The 20,708-nt window shown below is 73.5% G+C and carries 14 protein-coding genes; 8 read left to right on the plus strand and 6 right to left on the minus strand.

Annotated features, from left to right (window positions below; genetic code table 11):
* Positions 1-106: 106 nt before the first annotated feature.
* The 3 genes from OUQ99_RS08260 to OUQ99_RS08270 form a co-directional block, all read right to left on the minus strand.
* Entirely contained in the window at positions 107-1,468 is a 1,362-nt protein-coding gene (locus OUQ99_RS08260) for a glutamine synthetase family protein (protein WP_267948838.1), read from the minus strand.
* A gap of 304 nt (positions 1,469-1,772) precedes the next feature.
* Complete coding sequence (locus OUQ99_RS08265) at positions 1,773-4,790, minus strand: helix-turn-helix transcriptional regulator (protein WP_267948839.1); 3,018 nt, start codon at positions 4,788-4,790, stop codon at positions 1,773-1,775.
* 212 nt (positions 4,791-5,002) lie between these two features.
* Complete coding sequence (locus OUQ99_RS08270) at positions 5,003-5,182, minus strand: hypothetical protein (RefSeq protein ID WP_267948840.1); 180 nt, start codon at positions 5,180-5,182, stop codon at positions 5,003-5,005.
* Positions 5,183-5,446: 264 nt separating this feature from the next.
* Here OUQ99_RS08270 and OUQ99_RS08275 point away from each other — a divergent pair, with 264 nt between their 5' ends.
* The 3 genes from OUQ99_RS08275 (at position 5,447) to OUQ99_RS08285 (ending at position 8,729) form a co-directional block, all read left to right on the plus strand.
* Entirely contained in the window at positions 5,447-6,094 is a 648-nt protein-coding gene (locus OUQ99_RS08275; RefSeq protein ID WP_267948841.1) for a hypothetical protein, read from the plus strand.
* 88 nt (positions 6,095-6,182) lie between these two features.
* Positions 6,183-6,521, plus strand: a complete 339-nt coding sequence (locus OUQ99_RS08280) for a hypothetical protein (RefSeq protein WP_267948842.1) — start codon at positions 6,183-6,185, stop codon at positions 6,519-6,521.
* A 411-nt stretch (positions 6,522-6,932) separates the two neighbouring features.
* Positions 6,933-8,729: a carbohydrate-binding module family 20 domain-containing protein gene (locus OUQ99_RS08285; protein WP_267948843.1), complete on the plus strand. Its 1,797-nt coding sequence runs from the start codon at positions 6,933-6,935 to the stop codon at positions 8,727-8,729.
* Between the two features lie 175 nt (positions 8,730-8,904).
* On the opposite strand, the gene OUQ99_RS08290 is transcribed toward OUQ99_RS08285, so the two are convergent.
* The gene (locus tag OUQ99_RS08290) at positions 8,905-9,519 is read right to left on the minus strand and encodes a M15 family metallopeptidase (RefSeq protein ID WP_267948844.1); all 615 of its coding nucleotides are present in this window, start codon (positions 9,517-9,519) and stop codon (positions 8,905-8,907) included.
* A 168-nt stretch (positions 9,520-9,687) separates the two neighbouring features.
* On the opposite strand from OUQ99_RS08290, the gene OUQ99_RS08295 reads away from it, so the two are divergent.
* Entirely contained in the window at positions 9,688-10,362 is a 675-nt protein-coding gene (locus tag OUQ99_RS08295) for a response regulator transcription factor (RefSeq protein ID WP_267948845.1), read from the plus strand.
* Positions 10,359-11,498: a sensor histidine kinase gene (locus tag OUQ99_RS08300; protein WP_267948846.1), complete on the plus strand. Its 1,140-nt coding sequence runs from the start codon at positions 10,359-10,361 to the stop codon at positions 11,496-11,498. The genes OUQ99_RS08295 and OUQ99_RS08300 overlap by 4 nt, the downstream gene beginning before the upstream one ends.
* Before the next feature lie 54 nt (positions 11,499-11,552).
* Here the strand turns inward: OUQ99_RS08300 and OUQ99_RS08305 are convergent, their stop codons facing one another.
* The gene (locus tag OUQ99_RS08305; RefSeq protein ID WP_267950298.1) at positions 11,553-14,603 is read right to left on the minus strand and encodes a bifunctional [glutamine synthetase] adenylyltransferase/[glutamine synthetase]-adenylyl-L-tyrosine phosphorylase; all 3,051 of its coding nucleotides are present in this window, start codon (positions 14,601-14,603) and stop codon (positions 11,553-11,555) included.
* A gap of 596 nt (positions 14,604-15,199) precedes the next feature.
* Entirely contained in the window at positions 15,200-16,624 is a 1,425-nt protein-coding gene (gene glnA, locus OUQ99_RS08310; RefSeq protein ID WP_267948847.1) for a type I glutamate--ammonia ligase, read from the minus strand.
* A 330-nt stretch (positions 16,625-16,954) separates the two neighbouring features.
* On the opposite strand from glnA, the gene OUQ99_RS08315 reads away from it, so the two are divergent.
* From OUQ99_RS08315 to OUQ99_RS08325, 3 genes are all read left to right on the plus strand, one after another.
* Positions 16,955-17,437: an RDD family protein gene (locus OUQ99_RS08315; RefSeq protein ID WP_267948848.1), complete on the plus strand. Its 483-nt coding sequence runs from the start codon at positions 16,955-16,957 to the stop codon at positions 17,435-17,437.
* Between the two features lie 170 nt (positions 17,438-17,607).
* Positions 17,608-19,041, plus strand: coding sequence for an LCP family protein (locus tag OUQ99_RS08320; RefSeq protein WP_267948849.1), 1,434 nt, complete (start codon positions 17,608-17,610; stop codon positions 19,039-19,041).
* Between the two features lie 188 nt (positions 19,042-19,229).
* Positions 19,230-20,612, plus strand: a complete 1,383-nt coding sequence (locus OUQ99_RS08325; RefSeq protein WP_267948850.1) for an LCP family protein — start codon at positions 19,230-19,232, stop codon at positions 20,610-20,612.
* The last annotated feature ends 96 nt before the right edge of the window (positions 20,613-20,708 follow it).

The raw sequence follows: 20,708 nt of genomic DNA on the forward strand, positions 1-20,708 counted from the left end.
GGGCCTTCCGGTCCGGTGGCGGATGTCGCCGTCCACACCGGTGCCGGAGGCCCTCTTCGCCTGTGACGGGAGGGGCGGGTGTCACCGACCTCCGTGGTCGTTACACCTAGAGCGTCGGCAGGTACCGCTGGAGCTCGTACGGCGTGACCTGCCGCCGGTAGGAGTTCCACTCGGCCTTCTTGTTGCGCAGGAAGAAGTCGAACACGTGCTCGCCCAGGGTCTCGGCGACCAGTTCGCTGTTCTCCATGATCCGCAGCGCCTCGTCCAGGCTCTGGGGCAGCGGCCGGATGCCCAGCGCGCGGCGCTCGGCGTCGGTCAGCGCCCAGACGTCGTCCTCCGCGCCCGGGGGCAGCTCGTAGCCCTCCTCGATGCCCTTCAGCCCGGCGGCCAGGATGACGGCGTAGGCCAGGTAGGGGTTGCAGGAGGTGTCCAGCGAGCGGATCTCGATCCGGCTGGAGTTCGACTTGCCGGGCTTGTACATGGGCACGCGCACCAGGGCCGAGCGGTTGTTGTGGCCCCAGCAGATGTACGCCGGGGCCTCGCCGCCCATCCCGGCGGAGGCCGCGGGGTCGTCCCACAGGCGCTTGTAGGAGTTGACCCACTGATTGGTGACCGCGGTGATCTCGTCGGCGTGACGCAGCAGGCCCGCTATGAACCCGCGGCCCACCTTGGACAGCTGGAAGTCCGCCCCGGGCTCGTAGAAGGCGTTGCGGTCGCCCTCGAACAGCGACAGGTGGGTGTGCATGCCCGAACCCGGGTACTCGGTGAACGGCTTGGGCATGAACGTCGCGTAGACGCCCTGCTCCAGCGCCACCTCCTTCATCACGAGCCGGAAGGTCATGATGTTGTCGGCCGTGGTCAGCGCGTCCGCGTACCGCAGGTCGATCTCCTGCTGCCCGGGACCGCCCTCGTGGTGGCTGAACTCCACGGAGATGCCCATGGCCTCCAGCATGTTGATGGCGTTGCGCCGGAAGTCGTGCGCGCTGTTGTGCGGGGTGTGGTCGAAGTAGCCGCCCGAGTCGTTCGGCTCGGGGAACTCGCCCATCTCGGGCATCTTCTTCAGCAGGTAGAACTCGATCTCGGGGTGCGTGTAGAACGTGAACCCCAGGTCGGAGGCCTTGCCGAGCTGTCTCTTGAGCACGTGGCGCGGGTCCGCCGGCGACGGGGAGCCGTCCGGCATCAGGATGTCGCAGTACATCCGCGCGGTGCCGTGGGGCTCGTTGCGCCAGGGCAGGACCTGGAACGTGGACGGGTCGGGCTGGGCCAGCATGTCGGCCTCGTAGACGCGGGCGAACCCCTCGATCGCCGAGCCGTCGAAGCCGATGCCCTCGGAGAAGGCGGCCTCCAGTTCGGCGGGGGAGATCGCCACGGACTTGAGGTACCCGAGCACGTCGGTGAACCACAGCCTCACGAACCGGATGTCGCGCTCCTCCAACGTGCGGAGCACGAATTCCTGCTGTCGATTCACGATCAACCTTCCTCGCTGCCGGTCGGTCCGGCGCCGGTCCGCTGCCTGCGGAGCCGGGCCGGGCACGGTGTCCCAGGGCCAGTGTGCCGTGCGGATATTTCCGGGGTATTTCCGCACACGCCAACCAGCCTGCCCGGACAGCCCCCCGCACACGCATTATGACCTGTGGCGGGGGACCGGGGGCCAACGACGCACGCGCCCTTCGCCACACCGGCCCCCGCGCGCGGACCGGCCCGGCGGACGCGGGCCCGCGCAGCCCCGCGGGACACGGCCGGGACCGGTCCGGCCGCCGCCGGGGACGGCGTCAGCCCAGGCCGAGTTCGCGCAGCCGTGCCCCGGCGGCGGTGCGGTTGGGCACGCCCAGCTTGGCCAGGATGTTGGACACGTGCACGCTCGCGGTCTTGGCCGAGATGAACAGCTCACCGGCGATCTGCGCGTTCGTGCCGCCCGCCGCCAGCAGCCGCGCCACCTCGCTCTCCCGCGCGGTCAGACCCGACGGGGCGGCGGGCGGGGCGCCGCCGTCCCCCAGCGCGACCCCCATCCTCCGCGCCAGGTCCGCGGAGGCGTTGGCCAGCGGCACCGCGCCGCAGGCCTCGGCCGCCCCGTGCGCCCCACGCACCAGGCACGCCGCCCGCGGGCGGTCCCCGGCCGCCACCGCCGCCCCGGCCGCGCGCAGCCGTGCCGCGGCCAGGTGCAGCCGCATCGGCGTGGCCTCCCACGCCGCCACCGCGGACGACCACCGCTCCAGGACCTCCCCGGGCTCCGCGCCGTCCGCCTCCCCGAGACGGGCCCGCACGGACTCCCGGTAGGCCTCCTGGGCGGTTCCGTGGGACGGCATCGAAGACACCACCCCGGCCACCAGGGCGCCCACCCGGCGAGCCAGCGCGACCGTCTCCGCCGGGCGGCCGGTCACGGAGCCCGGACCGGGGGCGGTGGCCCGGCGCACGGCCTCGGACATCACGTCCGCCAGCGGCCACGTGTACCCGTGCGCCGCCTCCAGCGCCATCCGGTCCAGCGCGCTCTCCGACAGGGAGAGCGCCGCGCCGACGGAGCCCTCGACCAGGTCGGTCTCCAGCTGCGCCAGCACGGCCAGCTGCACGATGTTCATCCGGGAGCCGGTCAGCGCCCGCTCCCGCTCCGCCGCCGACGCCGCCCGGCGGGCCGCGGCCAGGTCCCCCTGCGCCGCCGCGGCCCGCGCCAGCACCGCGTCGATGTAGGTGTGGTGCGTGTTCGCGGAGCTGTTGCGCAGGATCGGCTCGACGATCCTCCTGGCCTCGGCCAGGTTGCCCAGCTCGAAGTGGATCTCGGCCCGGTTCTGGTGGTTGAACGTCTTGTGGACCGAGGCCCAGCCCATCGCCTCGTGGCGGGCCAGGGACTCCTCCAGGACCGCCAGCCCCTCCGTGTGGTGGCCCAGCTCCCGGAGGAAGTGCGCGAGGTTGCCCGCTCCGCGCGCCTCCAGGGAGGGGTCCGAGGTCGCCGCGCCGTGGCGGATGCCCGCCTCGATGAGCGGGCGCCCCCGTTCCAGGTCCCCCGCCTGCATGTGGAGGCCGCCCAGGGTGATGCGCGCGTCGGCCGCCGCGCTCATGTCGCAGGACCGGGACGGGTCGGCCAGGGCGAGGGCCTTCTCGGCCAGGCCCCGGGAGGTCCACCCGGCCCGCTCCAGCTCGCGCAGGCGCACCCGGTCGGGGCCCTCCTCCCGGTCGATCCTGTGGAGCGCGGTCTCCCGGGCGAGGATGGACAGCAGCAGGGCGTACCCGGGCATGTGGGGCGGATGGAGCTCCAGGGCCCGGGTCAGGTCCGCGATGCCCCCGCCGCGGGCCTCCTGGGAGCGCGCCATGCCCCGGCGGCGCAGCAGCTGCGCCCGCACGGCCCGCGTCGCGTCGCCGTCGCCGTCCTCGGGCAGGGAGGCCAGGGCCTCGTCGGCGAGTTCGACGGCGCGCCGGTGGCGTCCCGCCTCCACCGCGGCGCCGGCGGCCAGGCCGACCACCTCCGCCCAGCTCCTGCCCTGCACCCGCTCACGGGCGTCCGGGACCCGGTCCCACAGGGCCAGGACGCGTTCGAGCATGGCCAGCTCCTCGCCGTAGGCGAGGGTGTCGCCGGCGCGCACCGCCGCCCACCAGGACGCCTGGAGGGCGCTGGGCAGCTCCTGGGCGGCGTTGTAGTGGTGCGCCTGCTCGGCGGCGCGGCGGTCGGACGGGACGGAGTCGGGGTACTCGTCGATGAGCTGGGCGAAGCGCATGTGCAGCCGGGCGTGGGGGCCGGGGAGGATCTCCTCGTGCACGGCGTCGCGCAGGAGGGCGTGCCGGAACCGGTAGCCGGTCCGGTCCGCGCGCAGCACGTTGGAGTCGACCAGGGTGTGCAGGGCGGCCTCCAGCTCCCGCTCGGGGAGTCCGGCCGCGTGGTGGAGCATCTCGTGCTCGACGAGGCCCGACACGGCGCCGACCGAGGCCACCCGCAGGACCGACAGGGCGGTGGCGTCCAAGCGGTGGAGCGGTTCCAGGAGCAGGTCGCGGAACTGGTCGGGCACCTCCGGCCCCTCGCCGGACCGGTCGACCGCCGCCGAGGCCAGCGCCTCGACGAACAGGGGCACCCCCTCGGTGCGCCGGTACAGCTCGTCCGTCTCGTGGGGCGTGAGGGCGGAGCCCCGTATCGCGGCGGCCTGGGCCCCGACCTCGGCGCGGCTGAGCGGCCCCAGCCGCAGCGGCTCGACGCCCGGCGCGCGCTGGAGTTCGGGGAGGAGGCGGCGGAGGGGGTGGCTGCGGTGGAGGTCGTCGCTGCGGTAGGTGGCGATGATCTGGACGCCGGGGAGGTCGAGGTTGCGGACCAGGAAGACGAGGAGGTCGCGGGTGGCGTGGTCCGACCAGTGCAGGTCCTCCAGGACGACGGTGACCCCGCCGCCCTCCGCCGCGCGGTCGAGCAGGCGCAGGACCTGCTCGAAGAGGATGCCGCGGTTCTCCGGGCGCTGGACCGGCACGTCGCCCAGCTCGGGGAGGAGGCGGGCGAACTCGCCGAGGCCCCCGGGCGCCGCGGCCTCGAAGGCGGCCCGCCCGCGTTCGCGCAGCAGCTGGCGCAGGACCGCCGTGAAGGGCGCGTAGGACAGGCCGTCCACGCCGAGCTGGAGGCAGCCGCCCGTGAACACCGTCCCCGGGGGGAGGGCCGAGACGAACTCGCCGACCAGGCGGCTCTTGCCGACGCCCGCGTCGCCGCCGACCAGGACCATGCCCGACGCCTCGCCGTGGCAGCGCGCGGCGTGGTCTCGGAGGAGCCGGAGCTCGGGCTCACGGCCGACGAAGACGGTACTGATATCGGCAAGTAGGGGCATATCGCCCATTATGTCGAGCGCAGGTGACTCTTCCAGGGGTTTTCGCCCGGACGGGACCACCGGCGCCGTCCGCCCGGGGGACTCGTCCCGCGTTCCGCAGCCGGCGGGCCCCGTGCCGCCGTGCGGGGCCCGCCGGGAAAGGGCGGCGGCCCCGGGAGGACCCGGGGCCGCAGGGGCGGGAGCGGTGGCCGACGGGTCCGGGGACCCCACGGTCAGGCCGCCCGGCCGTAGCGCCGGCGGGCGCGGAGGAGGCCGCCCCGGCGGCGCTCCTCCCGGCGCCGGGCGCGCAGCTCGGCCCGGGCGCTCAGCGCGGCGCGGACGTCGGCCATCTCGCGGACGCGCTGCTCCGTCATCATCCGGGCGTTGGCAGCGAGCAGTTCACTGTGGAACATCGTGTGTCCTCTCCCCGTCGGCGCGGACCCCGTGTCCCGCCGTCCTGGTGTCCACGATCGTCCTAAGAGCCGCTCCGGGGCATCGGGAGGATGCCCCGTCCCGCGGCCGGGTTCCGCCCGGGCGCACCCGGAACGGGCTAAGACGCCCCTTCCGACCCGGGACGGGAAGGAGACCGCCCGCCCGGGGCGTGTCACCGCACGCGTTCCGATGGTCACCCGTAGTTGTCTAGTGCTGTCGGATCGCGAACACACAGGAGGCACGGGATGGCTCGGCTCGTTCGGGGAAGCAGTCGGAGCACGGTGTCCGGATGGGGAGGCGCGTTCGCGGCGGGGCTGGTGGCGGTCGGCCTGGCCGCCGCGCCCGCGTCCGCGGAGGAGAACCCCCGGGGGCTGCCCGGGTCGGCCCCCGGGGAGGAGGGGCGGATGCCCCTGGTGGGGCTGTCGGTGGTGGTGGGCGACGAGCCGGCCAACCCGGGCGAGGAGGTCACCCTGCGCACGACCGTGGCCAACAGCGACGGCGACCCGGTCCGGGGCGCGCTGCTCGCCCAGCACTTCCCGGAGGAGCTGGAGGTCCTGGAGGTCGACGGCGGGGGGTCGGCCGACCAGGGCATCGTGAACTGGCGGGTGGAGGTCCCGGCGGGGGAGGAGGCCGTGTACACGGTGCGGGCCCGGGTGGCGGAGGGGGCCGTGCCCGACAAGAGGGTGATGAGTACGGCCTGCCTGCTGCTCGACCGCGACGCGGACCCGGCCGCGTGCGCCAGCAACACGGTGGTCGTCACCGAGGTGACGGCGATGTCCCGGGTCTCGGAGTACGTCGGCCGGGAGTGGCTGCTCAGGTCGGTGGGGGCGGCCCTGGTGGTGGGGCTGGCCTGGCTGATGTGGCGGCGGAGGGGGGTTCTGCGCAGGGGGTGAGCCGAGGGGGAGGCCGGGCGCCGGTTTTGTTACGTCGGTGTGTCATCAAACCGGAATCTAAAACTACGGCTCGTAGTAGTGTATGGCCATGGACATCCTCTACTCCGCGCTCGTCTTCCTCCACATGCTCGGCCTGGCCGGCATCATCGCGGGCTTCCTCATGCAGCTCATGACCGACAACGCCAAGGCGCCCAAGGTCCTGCTGCACAGCTCGCTGCTCCAGTTCGTCACCGGACTGCTCCTCGTGGGGGTCGCCGAGATGGCCGACCTCTCCGAGCTGGACCACGTCAAGATCGCCGTCAAGCTGGTCGTCGCCCTCGCCGTCGTGGTGCTGGGCGTCCTGAACCTGCGCAAGCCCGCCAGGAACCTCGCGATCGTCGCGGGCGTGCTCGCCGTCGTCAACATCGGCGTGGCCGTCTTCTGGTAGCGCCTTCCCGCGCAGAACCTCCAGGGGCGGCTCCCGCAGGCCGTCCGGGGGGAGCCGGTGGCGGTACGGATCCCGCGATCCGCACCGCCACCGGTTTTTTGTGCGTGTCTTTCGGTAACCTTGCAGAATTTTTCTGTCGTCGTCCGCACGCGGACGGTGCCGCATCCGTCCAGCTCACGGTGCGGGGCAGGGTGGTGACGACAGTGGTCGCCGCACGTCATCGGCCTCGTCGTCGCACGTCAGTGCGGAGATCGTCGCTCTGGGTGAGGGGAGGGGTTCGGTCGAAACCAGCTGTTCACAAGGGCGGGTCGTTCTGTTAGCTTCGTCACTCCCATGCAAGAACTTGCAAATACTGCAAGGGCATGGCGGCAGGGCTCGACGGCCCCGCCGCGCACCCCCCAAGGAGCGCACATGAGTACACGAGGCCCCGGCGCAGCAGCCGCGGCGGTCCTGCTGGGAGCCGGCCTGCTGGCCGCCCCCGGCCCGATCGACCCCCCGCCGGTCCAGGCCGCGCCTGCCCCCGCCGCGGAGGCGGACAGCGGTGAGACCGTCGTCCACCTGTTCCAGTGGAGCTGGGACGCCGTCGCCGCCGAGTGCGAGGACTTCCTCGGACCGAACGGCTTCGGCGCCGTCCAGGTCTCCCCGCCCCAGGAGCACGTCGTCATCCCCTTCGCCGAGGGAGGGAACCACCCCTGGTGGCAGGACTACCAGCCCACCTCGTACAGCATCGGCAACACCCGCCGCGGCACCGCCGAGGAGTTCGCCGCGATGGTCTCCACCTGCCGCGACAGCGGCGTGAGGATCTACGCCGACGCGATCGTCAACCACATGACCGGTGACGGGTCCGGGACCGGCAGCAACGGGACGCGGTGGGCCAAGTACGACCACCCCGACCTGTTCGGCGACGGCTCCGCCGCCTTCGGGGACGGCGACTTCAGCCCCTGCCGCGAGGACATCGCGGACTGGGGGAACAAGGCGGAGATCCAGAACTGCCAGCTCCTGGGCCTGGCCGACCTCGACACGGGCAGCCCCCACGTCCGGGCCCAGATCACCCGCTACCTCAACGGACTGGTCGGCCTCGGCGTGGCCGGCTTCCGGGTGGACGCCTCCAAGCACGTCCCCGAGGAGGACATCGGCGCGATCTTCGGCGGTCTGGACGAGGTCCCCGGGTTCGGCGGGCGGCCGCGCGTCTACCACGAGGTCTACGGCGACGCCACGATCCCCTACACCGCCTACACGCCCTACGGCCAGGTCACCAACTTCGACTACAAGCGCGACGTGTCCCGGAGGTTCGCCGGGGGCGACATCGCCGGGCTGACCGCGATGCCCGAGTACGGGGGGCTCTCCTCCGACCAGGCCGTCGTGTTCATCGACAACCACGACACCCAGCGCTACGAGCCCACGCTCACCCACAAGGACGGCGACCGCTACCACCTCGCCACGGCCTTCATGCTCGCCCACCCCTACGGCACCCCCGTGGTGATGTCGAGCTACGCCTTCGGCGACAACGAGACCGAGGGACCGCCCAGCGTCGGGACGGTGGAGGGCAACCCCGCCGGATGGATCACCGAGGACGCCGACTGCGCCTCCGCCGACTGGGTCTGCGAGCACCGCGACGGCGCCGTCGCCGGCATGGCGGCCTTCCGCAGCGCGGTCGGCGACGCCCCGCTGGCCGAGAGGGCGCGGGACGGCTCGTCCCGGGTGGCCTTCGACCGGGGCGGCAGCGGATTCGCCGCCTTCAACGCCTCCGGCCGGCCCTGGGACCTGAACGCCGCGACCGGCCTGCCCGACGGGACCTACGACAACGCCGCGGGCGAGGGCTCCGTCACCGTCGCCGGCGGCCGCGTCACCGCACGGGTGCCCGCGGACGGCGCCGTGGCCCTCCACGTCGGCGGGGAGTGCGACGACCCCGACGGCTGCGGCGGCACCGACCCGGGAGAACCCGGCGGGACCCTCACCGCGACGGTCGACACCCGGCCGGGCCAGGTGGTGCGCGTCGTCGGCGAGACCCCCGGACTCGGCTCGTGGAACCCCGCTGACGGGGCCGCCCTGGCGGACGGGGGCGACGGCACCTGGTCCGGAGCCGTCGCGCTGGAGGCCGACACCGAGTGGAAGCTCGTCAAGGTCGACGGCGGGGGCCGGGTGGAGTGGGAGCCCGGTGGGAACCGGGTCGGCCCCGCCACCGCCGTCACGTGGGGAACGCGCTGACCCCTCCGCCCGGGCCCGGGCACCGGCTCGCTCCCGGGGGCCCGTTCCGCACCGCCGGGCGGCGTCCCGCGGGACCCGCCCGGCGACACCCGGCAGGCGCGGTCCCGCGCCTGCCGGCCGCGCCCCCGTGCCGCCCCCGCCGGCACGGGGGCGCACCCCGGAAGGGCCCGGGCGGTCAACCGGCCGAGGCGTCCGCCCGCGGGGCCGGACAGGCGCCCCCGGGCCCGGTCGCGAGCTCGAAGTGCCACATCTCGTTGGCGTAGGTCCGGCAGAGCCCGTGGGCGTCTCCGAACCGGCCCATCCAGTCGGCGGCGTCCGTCCGTCCGATGTCGACCGCGTCACCGCTCACGTGGGAGGAGGACTCCGCGGAGGCGACCCACCGCGCGGCCTCCTCCTCGCTCCCGTAGACCGTGACCGCCGCGTCCAGCAGGAACCGCTGGTAGCGCTCGCTGCGCCATCCGCTGGTGACGACCACGTCCACCCCGTCCTCCCGGGCCTCGGCAGCGGCGGCGCGCACGGCCTCCAGCAGTTCCGGGTCCATCCGCTCCAGCAGGGGCAGGCCCTCCGCGAACGGTGACACGCCCTCCCCCTCGGCCAGGTAGCCGTCGTCCTCGTCCAGCGGCGTGAACCCGGTGACGGGCGCCGTCGCCGTCAGCGGCGGCCCCCCGTCCCCCGCCGGCCCGGGGGACAGGCCCCACAGGGCCGCCAGGGCCACGGCGAACAGGGCTGACGTGACCGCGACGGCGGCCGGGCGGCCGGTGGCGTGCGGCCCCGGCGGAACTCGGACCACGGGATCCCTCCCCTCTCCGCCGGACGGGCCCGCCCGGCGCTCCGCACCAGACCAGCAGGGGGGATGTTGCGGGGACGTCGGGTGATCCGCCTACGTTTTCGCAACACGCCGCCGCCTAGACTCGGGCGTCCGTCCGCGGGCGCGGACCGCCGAGGAGGAGGGGACCGCATGCGCGTGCTGATCGTCGAGGACGAGGCCTTCATGGCCGAGGCGCTCCAGGCGGGCCTGCGCCACGAGGCGATCGCCGCCGACACGGTGTCCGACGGGGACGGGGCCCTGGAGCGCGTGGCCGTCAACGACTACGACGTCGTGGTCCTCGACCGCGACATCCCGGGCACGCACGGGGACGACGTGTGCGCGACCGTGGTCAGGGACCACCCCGGCACGAGGGTGCTCATGCTGACGGCCGCGACACGGCTCAGGGACAAGGTGGACGGGTTCGCGCTCGGCGCCGACGACTACCTCACCAAGCCCTTCGCGCTGGAGGAGCTGGTCGTGCGCCTGCGGGCGCTCGCCCGGCGCCCGCGGACCGCGGTCCCGCCCGTGCTGGAGTTCGGGGACCTGCGCCTGGACCCCTACCGGAGGGAGGCCTACCGGAACGGCCGCTACCTGCGGCTCGCGCGCAAGCAGTTCGCCGTCCTGGAGCTCCTCATGCGCGCGGACGGAGGGGTGGTGAGCGCGGAGACCCTGCTGGAGAAGGTGTGGGACGAGAACGCCGACCCGTTCACGAGCGCCCCCAGGGTCACGGTCTCGACCCTGCGCCGGGCCCTCGGCGAACCGGACCCCGTCGTCACCGTCCCGGGGGCCGGCTACCGCCTCGGCGCCCCCGGCGGCAAGGCGTGAGCGCCGCCCGCCCGCGGCCGACGAAGCCCCTGGTCAGCGCGCGGTTCCGCCTGGCCCTGAGCTACGCGGCCTTCCTCGTCGCAGCCGGAGCCGTCCTCCTGGCGGGCGTCTACGTGGTCCTGCGGTACGTCCCGAACTACCCCCTGACCGCCGCCAACCCGTCCGAGGCCCACCTGCCCATCGCGTCGAGGTCGAAGATCCTCACCGTCCTCGTCCACCTGTCCGGCGCGCTCCTCGCGGCCCTGGCCCTGATCGGGATCACCGGGGGGTGGTTCCTGGCCGGGTGGGTGCTGCGCCCCCTCCAGCGCATCGACGAGGCCGTCCGGCTCGCCGCCGAGGGGCGCCTCGACCACCGGATCCGCCTCACGGGGATCAACGACGAGTTCCGGCGGCTCGCCGACGCCTTCGACCACATGCTCGACCGGCTCGACGACGCGTTCGCCACGCAGGAGCGCTTCGCCGCCAACGCCTCCCACGAACTGCGGACGCCCCTGGCCGTCACGGGGACGCTCCTCGACGTGGCGCGGCAGAACCCGGACGGGCAGGACTACCCCGCCCTGGTCGAACGGCTCAGCATCACCAACGCCAGGGCGGTGGGCCTCACCGAGGCGCTGCTGCGGCTGGCCGACGCCAACGCCGTCACCGCCGCGGCCGCACCGCTCGACCTCGCCGGGACGGTCCGCGCGGCCGTCCGCGAGGCCGGTGACGAGGCGCGGCGGTGCGGCGTGACCTGGGACCTGCGCCTGGAGGCCGCACCGGTGCTCGGCGACGGGGCACTCCTCGCGCAGTTGGCCGCGAACCTCGTCCAGAACGCCGTCCGCCACAACACCGCGCCCGGGACCGCCCTGGCCGCCACCGGCCACGACCCCCGCCGGGGACTCGCCACGCTCCGGATCGAGAACACCGGACCCGGGTACACGACCGGGACCGCGGCGCGGCTGCGCGAGCCGTTCCTGCGGGGCGAGGGGCGCACCCGACGGCGGGACGGGCGCGGCCCCGGGGCGGGGGGAGGCTACGGCCTGGGACTCGCCCTCGTCGCCCGGGTCGTCGACGTCCACGGCGGCACCCTGGACACCGCCCCCCGCGAGGGGGGAGGGCTCGTCGTCACGGTCACCCTCCCCGCGCACCCGGTGTGACGCGCCCGCGCAGGAGCGGCCGCACGCCCGGCGGGCTCCGCCGCGGCCGGTCCGCTAGTCGTCGTAGAAGACGCGCTCCATCACCGCGCGCGCCCGCCGGGTGGCGCGCAGGTAGGCCTCCGTCAACTGCTCGGCCGGCCCCTCCCACACCCCCTCCTCGTCCTCGGCGCTGCGGCACCCCATCGCGCCCGCGACCGCGGCGCGCACCCGCAGGTCGGAGGGCAGCGAGTCACCGCCCCGGCCCCGCACCAGCATCACCATGCCCCGCACGCGCGAGGCCAGCCTCCACGCCTGCTCCAGCACCGCGCCGTCGTCCGCCGCGAGGAGCCCGTGGGCCACGGCCGTGTCCAGGGCCTCCAGGGTCCCCGTCGTCCGCAGGCCCGGGTACTCGTGGGCGTGGCGCAGCTGCGTCAGCTGCGCCACCCACTCCACGTCCGACAGCCCGCCCCGGCCCAGCTTCGTGTGCAGGGTGGGGTCCGCCCCCCGCGGCAGGCGCTCGGCCTCCATCCGCGCCTTGAGCTTGCGGATCTCCAGCACCGCCGACGGGTCGACACCGCCCTCGGGGTAGCGGACCGGGTCGATCAGCTCCGTGAACGCCCTGCGCAGCTCGGGGTCCCCGGCGATCGGCCTGGCCCGCAGCAGCGCCTGGCTCTCCCACACCTGGGACCAGCGGCCGTAGTACGCCGCGTACGACTCCAGCGTGCGCACCACGGGCCCGCTCCGGCCCTCCGGCCGCAGGTCCGTGTCCACCTTCAGGGGCGGTTCGGCGGCGGGCATCTCCAGCAGCCGCGCCAGCTCGCGCACGATCGCCAGCGCCTGCTTCGTCGCTGCCCCCGTGTCGACGCCCGGCAGGGGGTCGTGCACGTACATCACGTCCGCGTCGCTGGCGTAGGTCAGCTCGCCGCCGCCGAACCGGCCCATCGCCACCACGCACACCCGGGTCAGCGGCTCGTCCCCGGACGCCGCGACGACCCGGTTCTGCGCCAGCCGCAGCGCGGCCTCGATCGTCACCGCGGCGATGTCGGTCAGCGCCGAGCCCACCTCCCGGACCGACGACACCTCCAACAGGTCGGCGGCGGCCGTGCGCAGCAGCTCGCGGCGGCGCAGCGCCCGCACCGCCGCCACCGACTCCTCGGCCGTGTCGTACCGGCGCTGCGCCGCCTCGGCCTCGGCCTCGAGCACCTTCGGGCCGCGCCGCACCAGGTCCTGGTCGTCGGCCAACATCGCCACCGCGTCCGGGGCCCGCAGCAGCAGCTCCGTCACGTAGCGGCTCGTCCCCAGCAGCCACGCCATGCGCTCGGCCACCCGCACGTCGTCGCGCAGCAGCCGCAGGTACCACGGGGTGGTGCCCAGCGCGTCGCTCACCTGGCGGAAACCGAACAGGCCCGCGTCGGGGTCGGGGGAGTCGGAGAACCAGCCCAGCATCACCGGGAGCAGCGTCCGCTGGATCGACGCCCGCCTGGACACCCCCGACGTCAGCGACTCCAGGTGGCGCAGGGCCCCGCCGGGGTCGGCGAACCCCAGCGCCTCCAGGCGGATCTTGGCGTGCTCCGGCGACAGCCGCGCCTCCTCGCCCGGCAGCTGGGCCACCGCGTTGAGGAGGGGGCGGTAGAACAGCTTCTCGTGCAGGCGCCGCACCTCCGACGTCACCCGGCGGCGCGCCTCGGTCAGCTCCCTGACCGGGTTCGCGGTGAACCCCAGCGCCCGCCCTAGGCGGCGCAGGTGCTCGGGGCCGTCCTGGCTCCCGGGGTCCGGCATGAGGTGCGTGCGCCGCAGCCGCTCCAGCTGCAGCAGGTGCTCCAGCCGCCGCAGGAAGCGGTAGGCCTCCGACAGCCCGGCCGCGTCGCGCCGCCCCACGTACCCGGACTCCGACAGGGCCTCCAGGGCCTCCAGGGTGTTGCCCGAGCGCAGCCGGTCGTCGGTGCGGCCGTGCACCAACTGGAGCAGCTGGACGGAGAACTCGATGTCGCGGAGCCCGCCCGGGCCCAGCTTCAGCTCCCGCTCGGCCTCGCCGGCGGGGATGTGCGCCACCACGCGGCGGCGCATCGCCTGCACGTCCTCCACGAAGTCCTGGCGGCCGGTCGCCTCCCAGACCAGGGGCAGGATCGCCTCCGTGTACGCCCGGCCCAGCCCGGCGTCACCGGCGATCGGCCGGGCCTTGAGCAGCGCCTGGAACTCCCACGTCTTGGCCCAGCGCTCGTAGTACGACAGGTGCCCCGAGACCGAGCGCACCAGCGGCCCGTTCCTGCCCTCCGGCCGCAGGGCGGGGTCCACCTCCCAGAGGGCGCCCTCGGCGTCGGTCTCGGACGGGATGCGCATCATCGCCGTGGCCAGGCGCGTGGCCGCGCGCATGGCGGCCTGCTCGTCCACCGGCGCCCCGGGGTCCGCGGACCCGGCGGGTTCGGCCACGAACACGACGTCCACGTCGCTGACGTAGTTCAGCTCGCGGCCGCCGCACTTGCCCATGCCGATCACCGCCAGACGGCACAGCGCGGCGTCCTCGGGCTGCTCGGCCCGGGCCACGGCCAGGGAGGCGTCCAGCATGGACGCGGCCAGGTCGGCCAGCTCCGCGGCGGCCTCGTCGACCGTGCACAGACCCGTCAGGTCGCGTCCGGCCAGCCGCAGCAGGCGCCTGCGGTACGCCACCCGCAGGGTGTGCCGGAGGGTCTCGGACGTCCCGTCCCCGACCACGGCCGGGTCGGCGGCCGGCGCCGCGCTGTGGGGGTCGGCCCCCACGGTGTGCAGCAGGCCCCGGCGCAGTTCGTCCGGCTCGGGGGAGCGGGCGGCGTCCGCGCCCCGCAGCTCCCGCCAGTCGCCCGGGTGGCGCACCAGGTGGTCGGTCAGCGCGGGGCTGGTGCCCAGGACCTTGCTCAGCCGCGCCCGGAGGTCGGACTCCTCGCGCAGCACGTCCAGGACCTCGGCCGGGTCCGGGTCGGACTCCAGGACCCGGATCAGCCCCAGCAGGGCCTGGTCGGGGTCGGGGGCGGCCGCGAGGGCGTCGATGACGGCGGTGTCGGCCCGGGCGTCCAGGCCCGCCTCCGTCATCAGCCGCAGGGCCCGGGTGCTGTCGCTGAAGCCACGCCTGGCGAGCGCGCCTGCTGTCATGGTGTTGTTTCCGTCCCTTGCCACGCGTCAACCGTAGCCGGACGGCCCGCGGGCACACCGTACGGCTCTGCTTGCGGTCGTTCGGTCCGGGGCCGCCGCGCCGCCCCTGCGGGCGCGGGGAGGCCCCGGAACCGGGTCGGGGCCGGCATCCGGGCGGATGCCGGCCCCGGGGAGGAGGGCGTCGGGCGCTCGGCTCCGGGGGGGCGTGTCCACGGCGCGCGTCCGTGCGCCGCGGGGCCGGGGCCCCGGAACCGTGGCGGCGGGGGCTGCCGGGACAGGGCGTCATCTGTCGGTAACACGCCTCGTTTCGGTCCCCTGCGCACGGTGTATCCGGCCGGGGCCCCTGGTGGTGGAAGTATCCCGGTTCGTACCCGCAACCCACCGGACGCCAGGGGCCCGCCGCCTCCGGGGGAGAACCGCGGGCCCGCCGTACGCGGCGCCGACGCCCTCGCGGAGGGAGCGGGAGGGGCCGCCGACGGCGTGCGCGACGCCGTCGGCGGCCCCCGGGACCCCGGCCCCGCGTCGGCCGGGAACGCGTCCGGCGTGCGCCTTCCGTGGATCGCTCCTGCGGAAGGCGCACGCCGGGGCGTCACCGCCTAGATGTCGTAGTAGAGCTCGAACTCGCGCGGGTGCGGGCGCAGGCGCAGGGAGTCGATCTCCTCGGTGCGCTTGAAGTCCACGTAGGTCTCGATGAGGTCCTTGGTGAACACGCCGCCCTCGAGCAGGAACTCGTGGTCGGCCTCCAGCGCCAGCAGGGCGTCGTCGAGCGAGGCCGGGACGGTCTTGATGGCCGAGGCCTCCGCCGGGGGCAGCTCGTAGAGGTCCTTGTCGACCGGCTCCGGCGGCTCGATCTTGTTCTTGATGCCGTCGATCCCGGCCATCAGCATGGCGGAGAAGGCCAGGTACGGGTTGGCCGACGGGTCCGGCACGCGGAACTCGATGCGCTTGGCCTTCGGGTTGGAGCCCGTGAGCGGCAGGCGGATGCAGGCGGAGCGGTTGCGCTGGCTGTAGACGAGGTTGATGGGGGCCTCGTAGCCGGGCACCAGGCGGTGGTAGGAGTTCACCGTCGGGTTGGTGAAGGCGAGCAGGGCGTCGGCGTGCTTGAGCAGGCCGCCGATGTAGTAGCGCGCGGTGTCGGAGAGCTGGCCGTAGCCCGACTCGTCGAAGAAGAGCGGCTCGCCGTCCTTCCACAGGCTCTGGTGGCAGTGCATGCCGGAGCCGTTGTCGCCGAACAGCGGCTTGGGCATGAACGTGGCCGTCTTGCCCGCCTCGTTGGCGACGTTCTTGACGATGTACTTGTACAGCTGCACCTTGTCGGCCTGCTGGAGCAGCGTGCCGAACCTGATGCCGATCTCGGCCTGGCCGGCGGTGCCGACCTCGTGGTGCTGGAGCTCGACGTCGATGCCCGCGTCGATCAGCGTCTGCACCATGTCGGAGCGCAGGTCGCTGTAGTGGTCGACCGGCTCGACCGGGAAGTAGCCGCCCTTGTACCGGGGACGGTAGCCGCGGTTGCCGCCCTCGATCGCGGAGCCCGTGTTCCAGGCGCCCTCGATGGAGTCGATCTCGTAGTAGCCGGTGTTGGAGCGCGTCTCGAACTTGACGTCGTCGAAGATGTAGAACTCGGCCTCGGGGCCGAAGAAGGCGGTGTCCGCGACCCCGGAGCCCTTGAGGTAGGCCTCGGCCTTGCGGGCGACGTTGCGCGGGTCCCGGCTGTAGGACTCCAGCGTCAGCGGGTCGTGGACGAAGAACGTCATGTTCAGCGTCTTGTGCTTGCGGAACGGGTCCAGGACGCCGGTGCTCAGGTCGGGCAGCAGCAGCATGTCGGACTCGTGGATGGCCTGGAAGCCGCGGATCGAGGACCCGTCGAACATCTGGCCGTCGGTGAACGTCGAGGCGTCGACGTTCGAGGTCGGGAGGGTGACGTGGTTGACGCCCCCGAACAGGTCCGTGAATCGGACATCGAGGAACTTGACGTCCTCGTCCCGGATGTAGGCGAGCACCTCGTCGACGCTGCTGAACAAAACGAACCTCCGTGCAGGTGTCTGAGACGATGGGACCGGAGCCCGCTCCATCGCGGACACGTCGGATCACGCGCCGTCTCCCGGCTTCGTCAACGAAGCTAGGAGCGCGTGATTTCCGTGCCATGTCTCTATTGTTTCCTGCATGTTACGGAGCCAGGCGTTTTCGCAGACCAACCAGCCTGACCCGGTGATTCCACCGCTCGGGGTGCGAAATCGGGACACACGGAACGGGTGGTTGTGGTCCGGGCCACGCGTGTCCGTCGCCCTGCTCACGCCCCGTCCCGCCGTCCCGCGGACCGGTCCCTCCACCGGGTGGATACCGTGGATGCCATGAGCGACGAGAGCCGGGGCGGCGCCGCCGGGGCCATCCACGAGGACGACTTCCAGTACCGGGGGAACCGCCTCGGCCTGCCGGAGGAGGGGTCCGGTTCCGTCCCCGGCGTCATCAGGCGCCTCGTCGGCCTCGCCCTGGACTGGTGCCTGGCCCTCATGATCGCCTGGGGCCTCTACCGCCTGGGCGTCGTCGGAGCGGGCGCCGCCTCCCAGGAGGAGGTCGTCCCGATGCTCAGCAACACCGCCCTGGTGGTCTTCGCCGTGGTGAGCATCCTCCTCCTCACCCTCTTCGGCACCACCGTCGGGCGCCGACTCGTCGGCGTCGGCATCACCGCCACCGGTGAGCGCTCCTGGCCGTGGTTCGTGTCGATGACCGTGCGCACGGTCCTGCTGTGCCTGGTCATCCCGGCCGTGATCTACGACCGGGACACCCGCGGGCTGCACGACCGCGCCGCGGGTACGGTGGCGACGCGTTACTGAGTCCTCACTGAGAGGAACCGGTCCCACCGGACAGCCGGAACGGCTGTACGGACAGGGCTTCCGCTGCTGTTAGCATCCGTTCATCGCTTTCCCCGGGGACGGTCGCGACCCTCACGGTGTCCTGCCCCCGCACCTCCCCCCACGTCTCATCGCACCCTCCGAAGGTTCGCATGGCTGGAAGACGCTCCACTCCCCGCCCCTCGGGCGCGCTCGGTGCCGTGCGGATGTCCGCAGGACAGTGGGTCGCCTGCGCCGCCACCGCCCTCGCCGTCGTCGTCAGCCTGGGAGGCTACGGCTGGTACCAGGGCATCGTCGGCAACATCACCACCACGCAGGTGGACACGACGTGGGACCGCCCCACCAGCGTCGAGGGCGTGATGAACCTGCTCATCATCGGCTCCGACGTCCGCTCGGGGGAGAACGCCGACTACGGCGAGGCGGAGGGCGAGCGGCCCGACACGATGCTCATCGCCAGCATCAACGTCGACAACGGGGCGGCCACCCTCGTGAACCTGCCCCGCGACCTGGTCGTCGACCTGCCCGCGTGCGAGGCGGTCGAGGGGTACGAGGGGATGTCGCCGCACAGCGGCATGATCAACTCCGCGATGACCTTCGGCGGTATCGGCTGCCAGTGGCAGGCCGTCGAGAACGCGACCGACGTGCACCTCGACCACTTCGTCATGATGGACTTCACCGGGTTCAAGGACATGGTCGACGCCATCGGCGGCGTGGAGATGTGCATCCCCGAGCCCGTGGACGACCCCAAGGCCCACCTGGTCCTGGACGCCGGGCTCCAGACCCTGGACGGCGAGGACTCTCTCGGGTTCGTGCGCTCCCGCTACGCGCAGGGCGACGGCGGCGACCTGTCCCGCATCGACCGCCAGCAGGAGTTCATGGGCGCGATGCTGCGCCAGGTGCTCAGCAGCGAGGTCATGACCAGCCCGGTCACCATCACCAACTTCCTCGGCGCCGTCACCGACTCGGTCACCACCGACGACGAGCTCACCGTCGACACCATGACCGACCTCGCCATCTCCATGCGCGAGGTCGACCTCCAGCGCATCCAGTTCGTGACGGTCCCCAACGGCCAGCACCCCGCCGACCCCAACCGCCTGGTCATGAGCGACGAGGCCCCCGCCCTGTTCGAGGCGATCAACGCCGGCGCCGACCTGGCGGGCGGCGGGGAGGACGGCGGCGGTGAGTCCGAGGGGGAGTCGGAGGGGGAGGCCGAGCAGGGCCCGGCCCCCGAGGACGTCTCCGTGGAGATCCTCAACAACGCGGGCGTCGACGGCCTTGCCCTGGAGGTGCAGGCGGTCCTCGCCGGAGAGGGCTACACGGTCACCGGCACGGGCAACCCGGTCGCCCGGTTCCCCGAGGCCACGACGGTGTACCACGCCCCCGGCGAGGAGGCCGCGGCCGAGATGCTGGCCGGGTCCATGGAGTCCGCGGTCACCGAGGAGGCCGAGGGCCTCTCCCAGACCCTTGAGCTGGTCCTGGCCCCCGACTGGGCCGGGTTCGCCGACGGGGCCTCCTCCGCGCCGGAGGTCTCGGTCACCGACGACCTCGGCGGCATCACCGCGGAGGAGACGGAGAGCGCCTGCTGATCCGGACCTCCGAGCCGGATACGATCTGACACGGTGCGTACCCTTCCGGTACCATCCGGCCGTTACGTCCGCGTCGCCCCGCGCCCTCCGCGCGGTGCTCTCCTCCGAGCGGACCCGCCCTTGTCCCATACCGGATCGCAGGTGCCCTCTTGGCTCCCAGAAACGTGTCTTCGGCCCTCGCCGCGAGGATGAGTCTCGGTCAGTGGGTCGCGTGCGGGGTGACCGGAGTGCTCATAGCGACGAGCCTGACCGCCTACGCGGGGTACCGGGACGCCCTCAGCATCGCCACCGAGGAGATCAACACCGACGCCTGGGGGGACCGCCCCAGCCAGGTGGACGGCATCCACAACATCCTCCTGCTCGGCACCGACGAGCGCGCGGGGGAGGACGCCTCCTACAACGAGCTGAACGGCATCCGGCCCGACGTGCTGGTCGTGGTGAGCATCGACGTGGACCGGGGCGGGGTGACCATGGTCAACATGCCGCGCGACCTCATCATCGAGATGCCCGACTGCGCGCCCAACGGCGAGGCGCCGGGGGTGACCGCCGGGACGGTGGACCAGCTCAACCACGCCATGACCTACGGCGGCATGGACTGCCAGGGCAACACCGTGGAGACGCTCACCGGCATCCACCTCGACCACATGGTGATGGTCGACTTCGCCGGGTTCCAGAACATCGTCGACTCCGTCGGCGGCATCGAGATGTGCGTCCCCGAACCGATCGACGACCCCAAGGCCCACCTGCGGCTGGACGCCGGGATGCAGACCCTGAACGGCGAGCAGGCCCTCGGCCTGGCGCGGTCCCGGGACAGCACCGAGCAGGGCAGCGACCTGAACAGGATCGAGAACCAGCAGCGGATGATCGGCGCGATCCTGCGCGAGGTCACCGGCGGCGACATCCTGAGCAGCCCGACCACCCTCTACGACTTCATCGGCTCGGTCACCGACAGCATGGTGACCGACGACGGCCTGACCACCGACAAGATGGCCGAACTGGCCATCGCCATGCGCCAGGTGGACCTCGGGCGGATGAACATGGTGACGGTCCCGGTCGTCGACGCCCCCAGCGACCCGAACAAGGTCGCGTTCCAGCAGCCCGCCGCCGACGAGCTCTTCGCCTCGGTGGCCTCCGGCGAGGTGCTGGAGGAGGAAGAGGAGGAGACCGCCCCGGAGGAGGAGGCGGAGGAGGAGGCCCCCGTCGAGCCGGGGGACGTCTCCGTCCGGGTCCTCAACGGCACGGGCGTCGACGGGCTGGGGAGCCAGGTCGAGCAGCGCCTCCTGGAGGGCGGCTTCGTCGTCACCGGGACGGGCAACCCCGGGGCGCGGCAGCCGACCGCCACCACGGTCTACCACGGCCCCGGCCAGGCCGCGCACGCCGAGGAGCTCGCCTCGGTGCTCTCCGCCGCCCAGATCGAGGAGGTCCCCGACCTCGGGACGGAGCTGGAGCTGGTGATGGGCGCCGACGACTGGGGCCCCATCACCTTCGGGGGCGACGGCGGGGGCGGCAGCGGCGCCCTCGCTGAGCTGGAGGGCACCTCGGCCGCCGACGACACGGTCTCCTGCGAGTAGGCCCCGGAACGGCGGCGCTGCCGCGTCGAGGGGCCCCGTCGGCGCCTGTCCGGTGCCGACGGGGCCTCGTCGTGTTCCGGGCCGGTCCGGGAGGGC

The organism is Streptomonospora nanhaiensis (assembly GCF_026642255.1).
Classification (GTDB): domain Bacteria; phylum Actinomycetota; class Actinomycetes; order Streptosporangiales; family Streptosporangiaceae; genus Nocardiopsis; species Nocardiopsis tropica.

Excerpts from the sequence above, each read along its gene's own strand:
- OUQ99_RS08305 (WP_267950298.1), bottom strand. The coding sequence starts at position 14,603 with ATGACAGCAGGCGCGCTCGCCAGGCGTGGCTTCAGCGACAGCACCCGG.
- OUQ99_RS08315 (WP_267948848.1), top strand. The coding sequence starts at position 16,955 with ATGAGCGACGAGAGCCGGGGCGGCGCCGCCGGGGCCATCCACGAGGAC.
- OUQ99_RS08320 (WP_267948849.1), top strand. The coding sequence starts at position 17,608 with ATGGCTGGAAGACGCTCCACTCCCCGCCCCTCGGGCGCGCTCGGTGCC.
- OUQ99_RS08265 (WP_267948839.1), bottom strand. The coding sequence starts at position 4,790 with ATGCCCCTACTTGCCGATATCAGTACCGTCTTCGTCGGCCGTGAGCCC.
- OUQ99_RS08280 (WP_267948842.1), top strand. The coding sequence starts at position 6,183 with ATGGACATCCTCTACTCCGCGCTCGTCTTCCTCCACATGCTCGGCCTG.
- OUQ99_RS08295 (WP_267948845.1), top strand. The coding sequence starts at position 9,688 with ATGCGCGTGCTGATCGTCGAGGACGAGGCCTTCATGGCCGAGGCGCTC.
- OUQ99_RS08325 (WP_267948850.1), top strand. The coding sequence starts at position 19,230 with ATGAGTCTCGGTCAGTGGGTCGCGTGCGGGGTGACCGGAGTGCTCATA.
- OUQ99_RS08275 (WP_267948841.1), top strand. The coding sequence starts at position 5,447 with ATGGCTCGGCTCGTTCGGGGAAGCAGTCGGAGCACGGTGTCCGGATGG.
- OUQ99_RS08285 (WP_267948843.1), top strand. The coding sequence starts at position 6,933 with ATGAGTACACGAGGCCCCGGCGCAGCAGCCGCGGCGGTCCTGCTGGGA.
- OUQ99_RS08270 (WP_267948840.1), bottom strand. The coding sequence starts at position 5,182 with ATGTTCCACAGTGAACTGCTCGCTGCCAACGCCCGGATGATGACGGAG.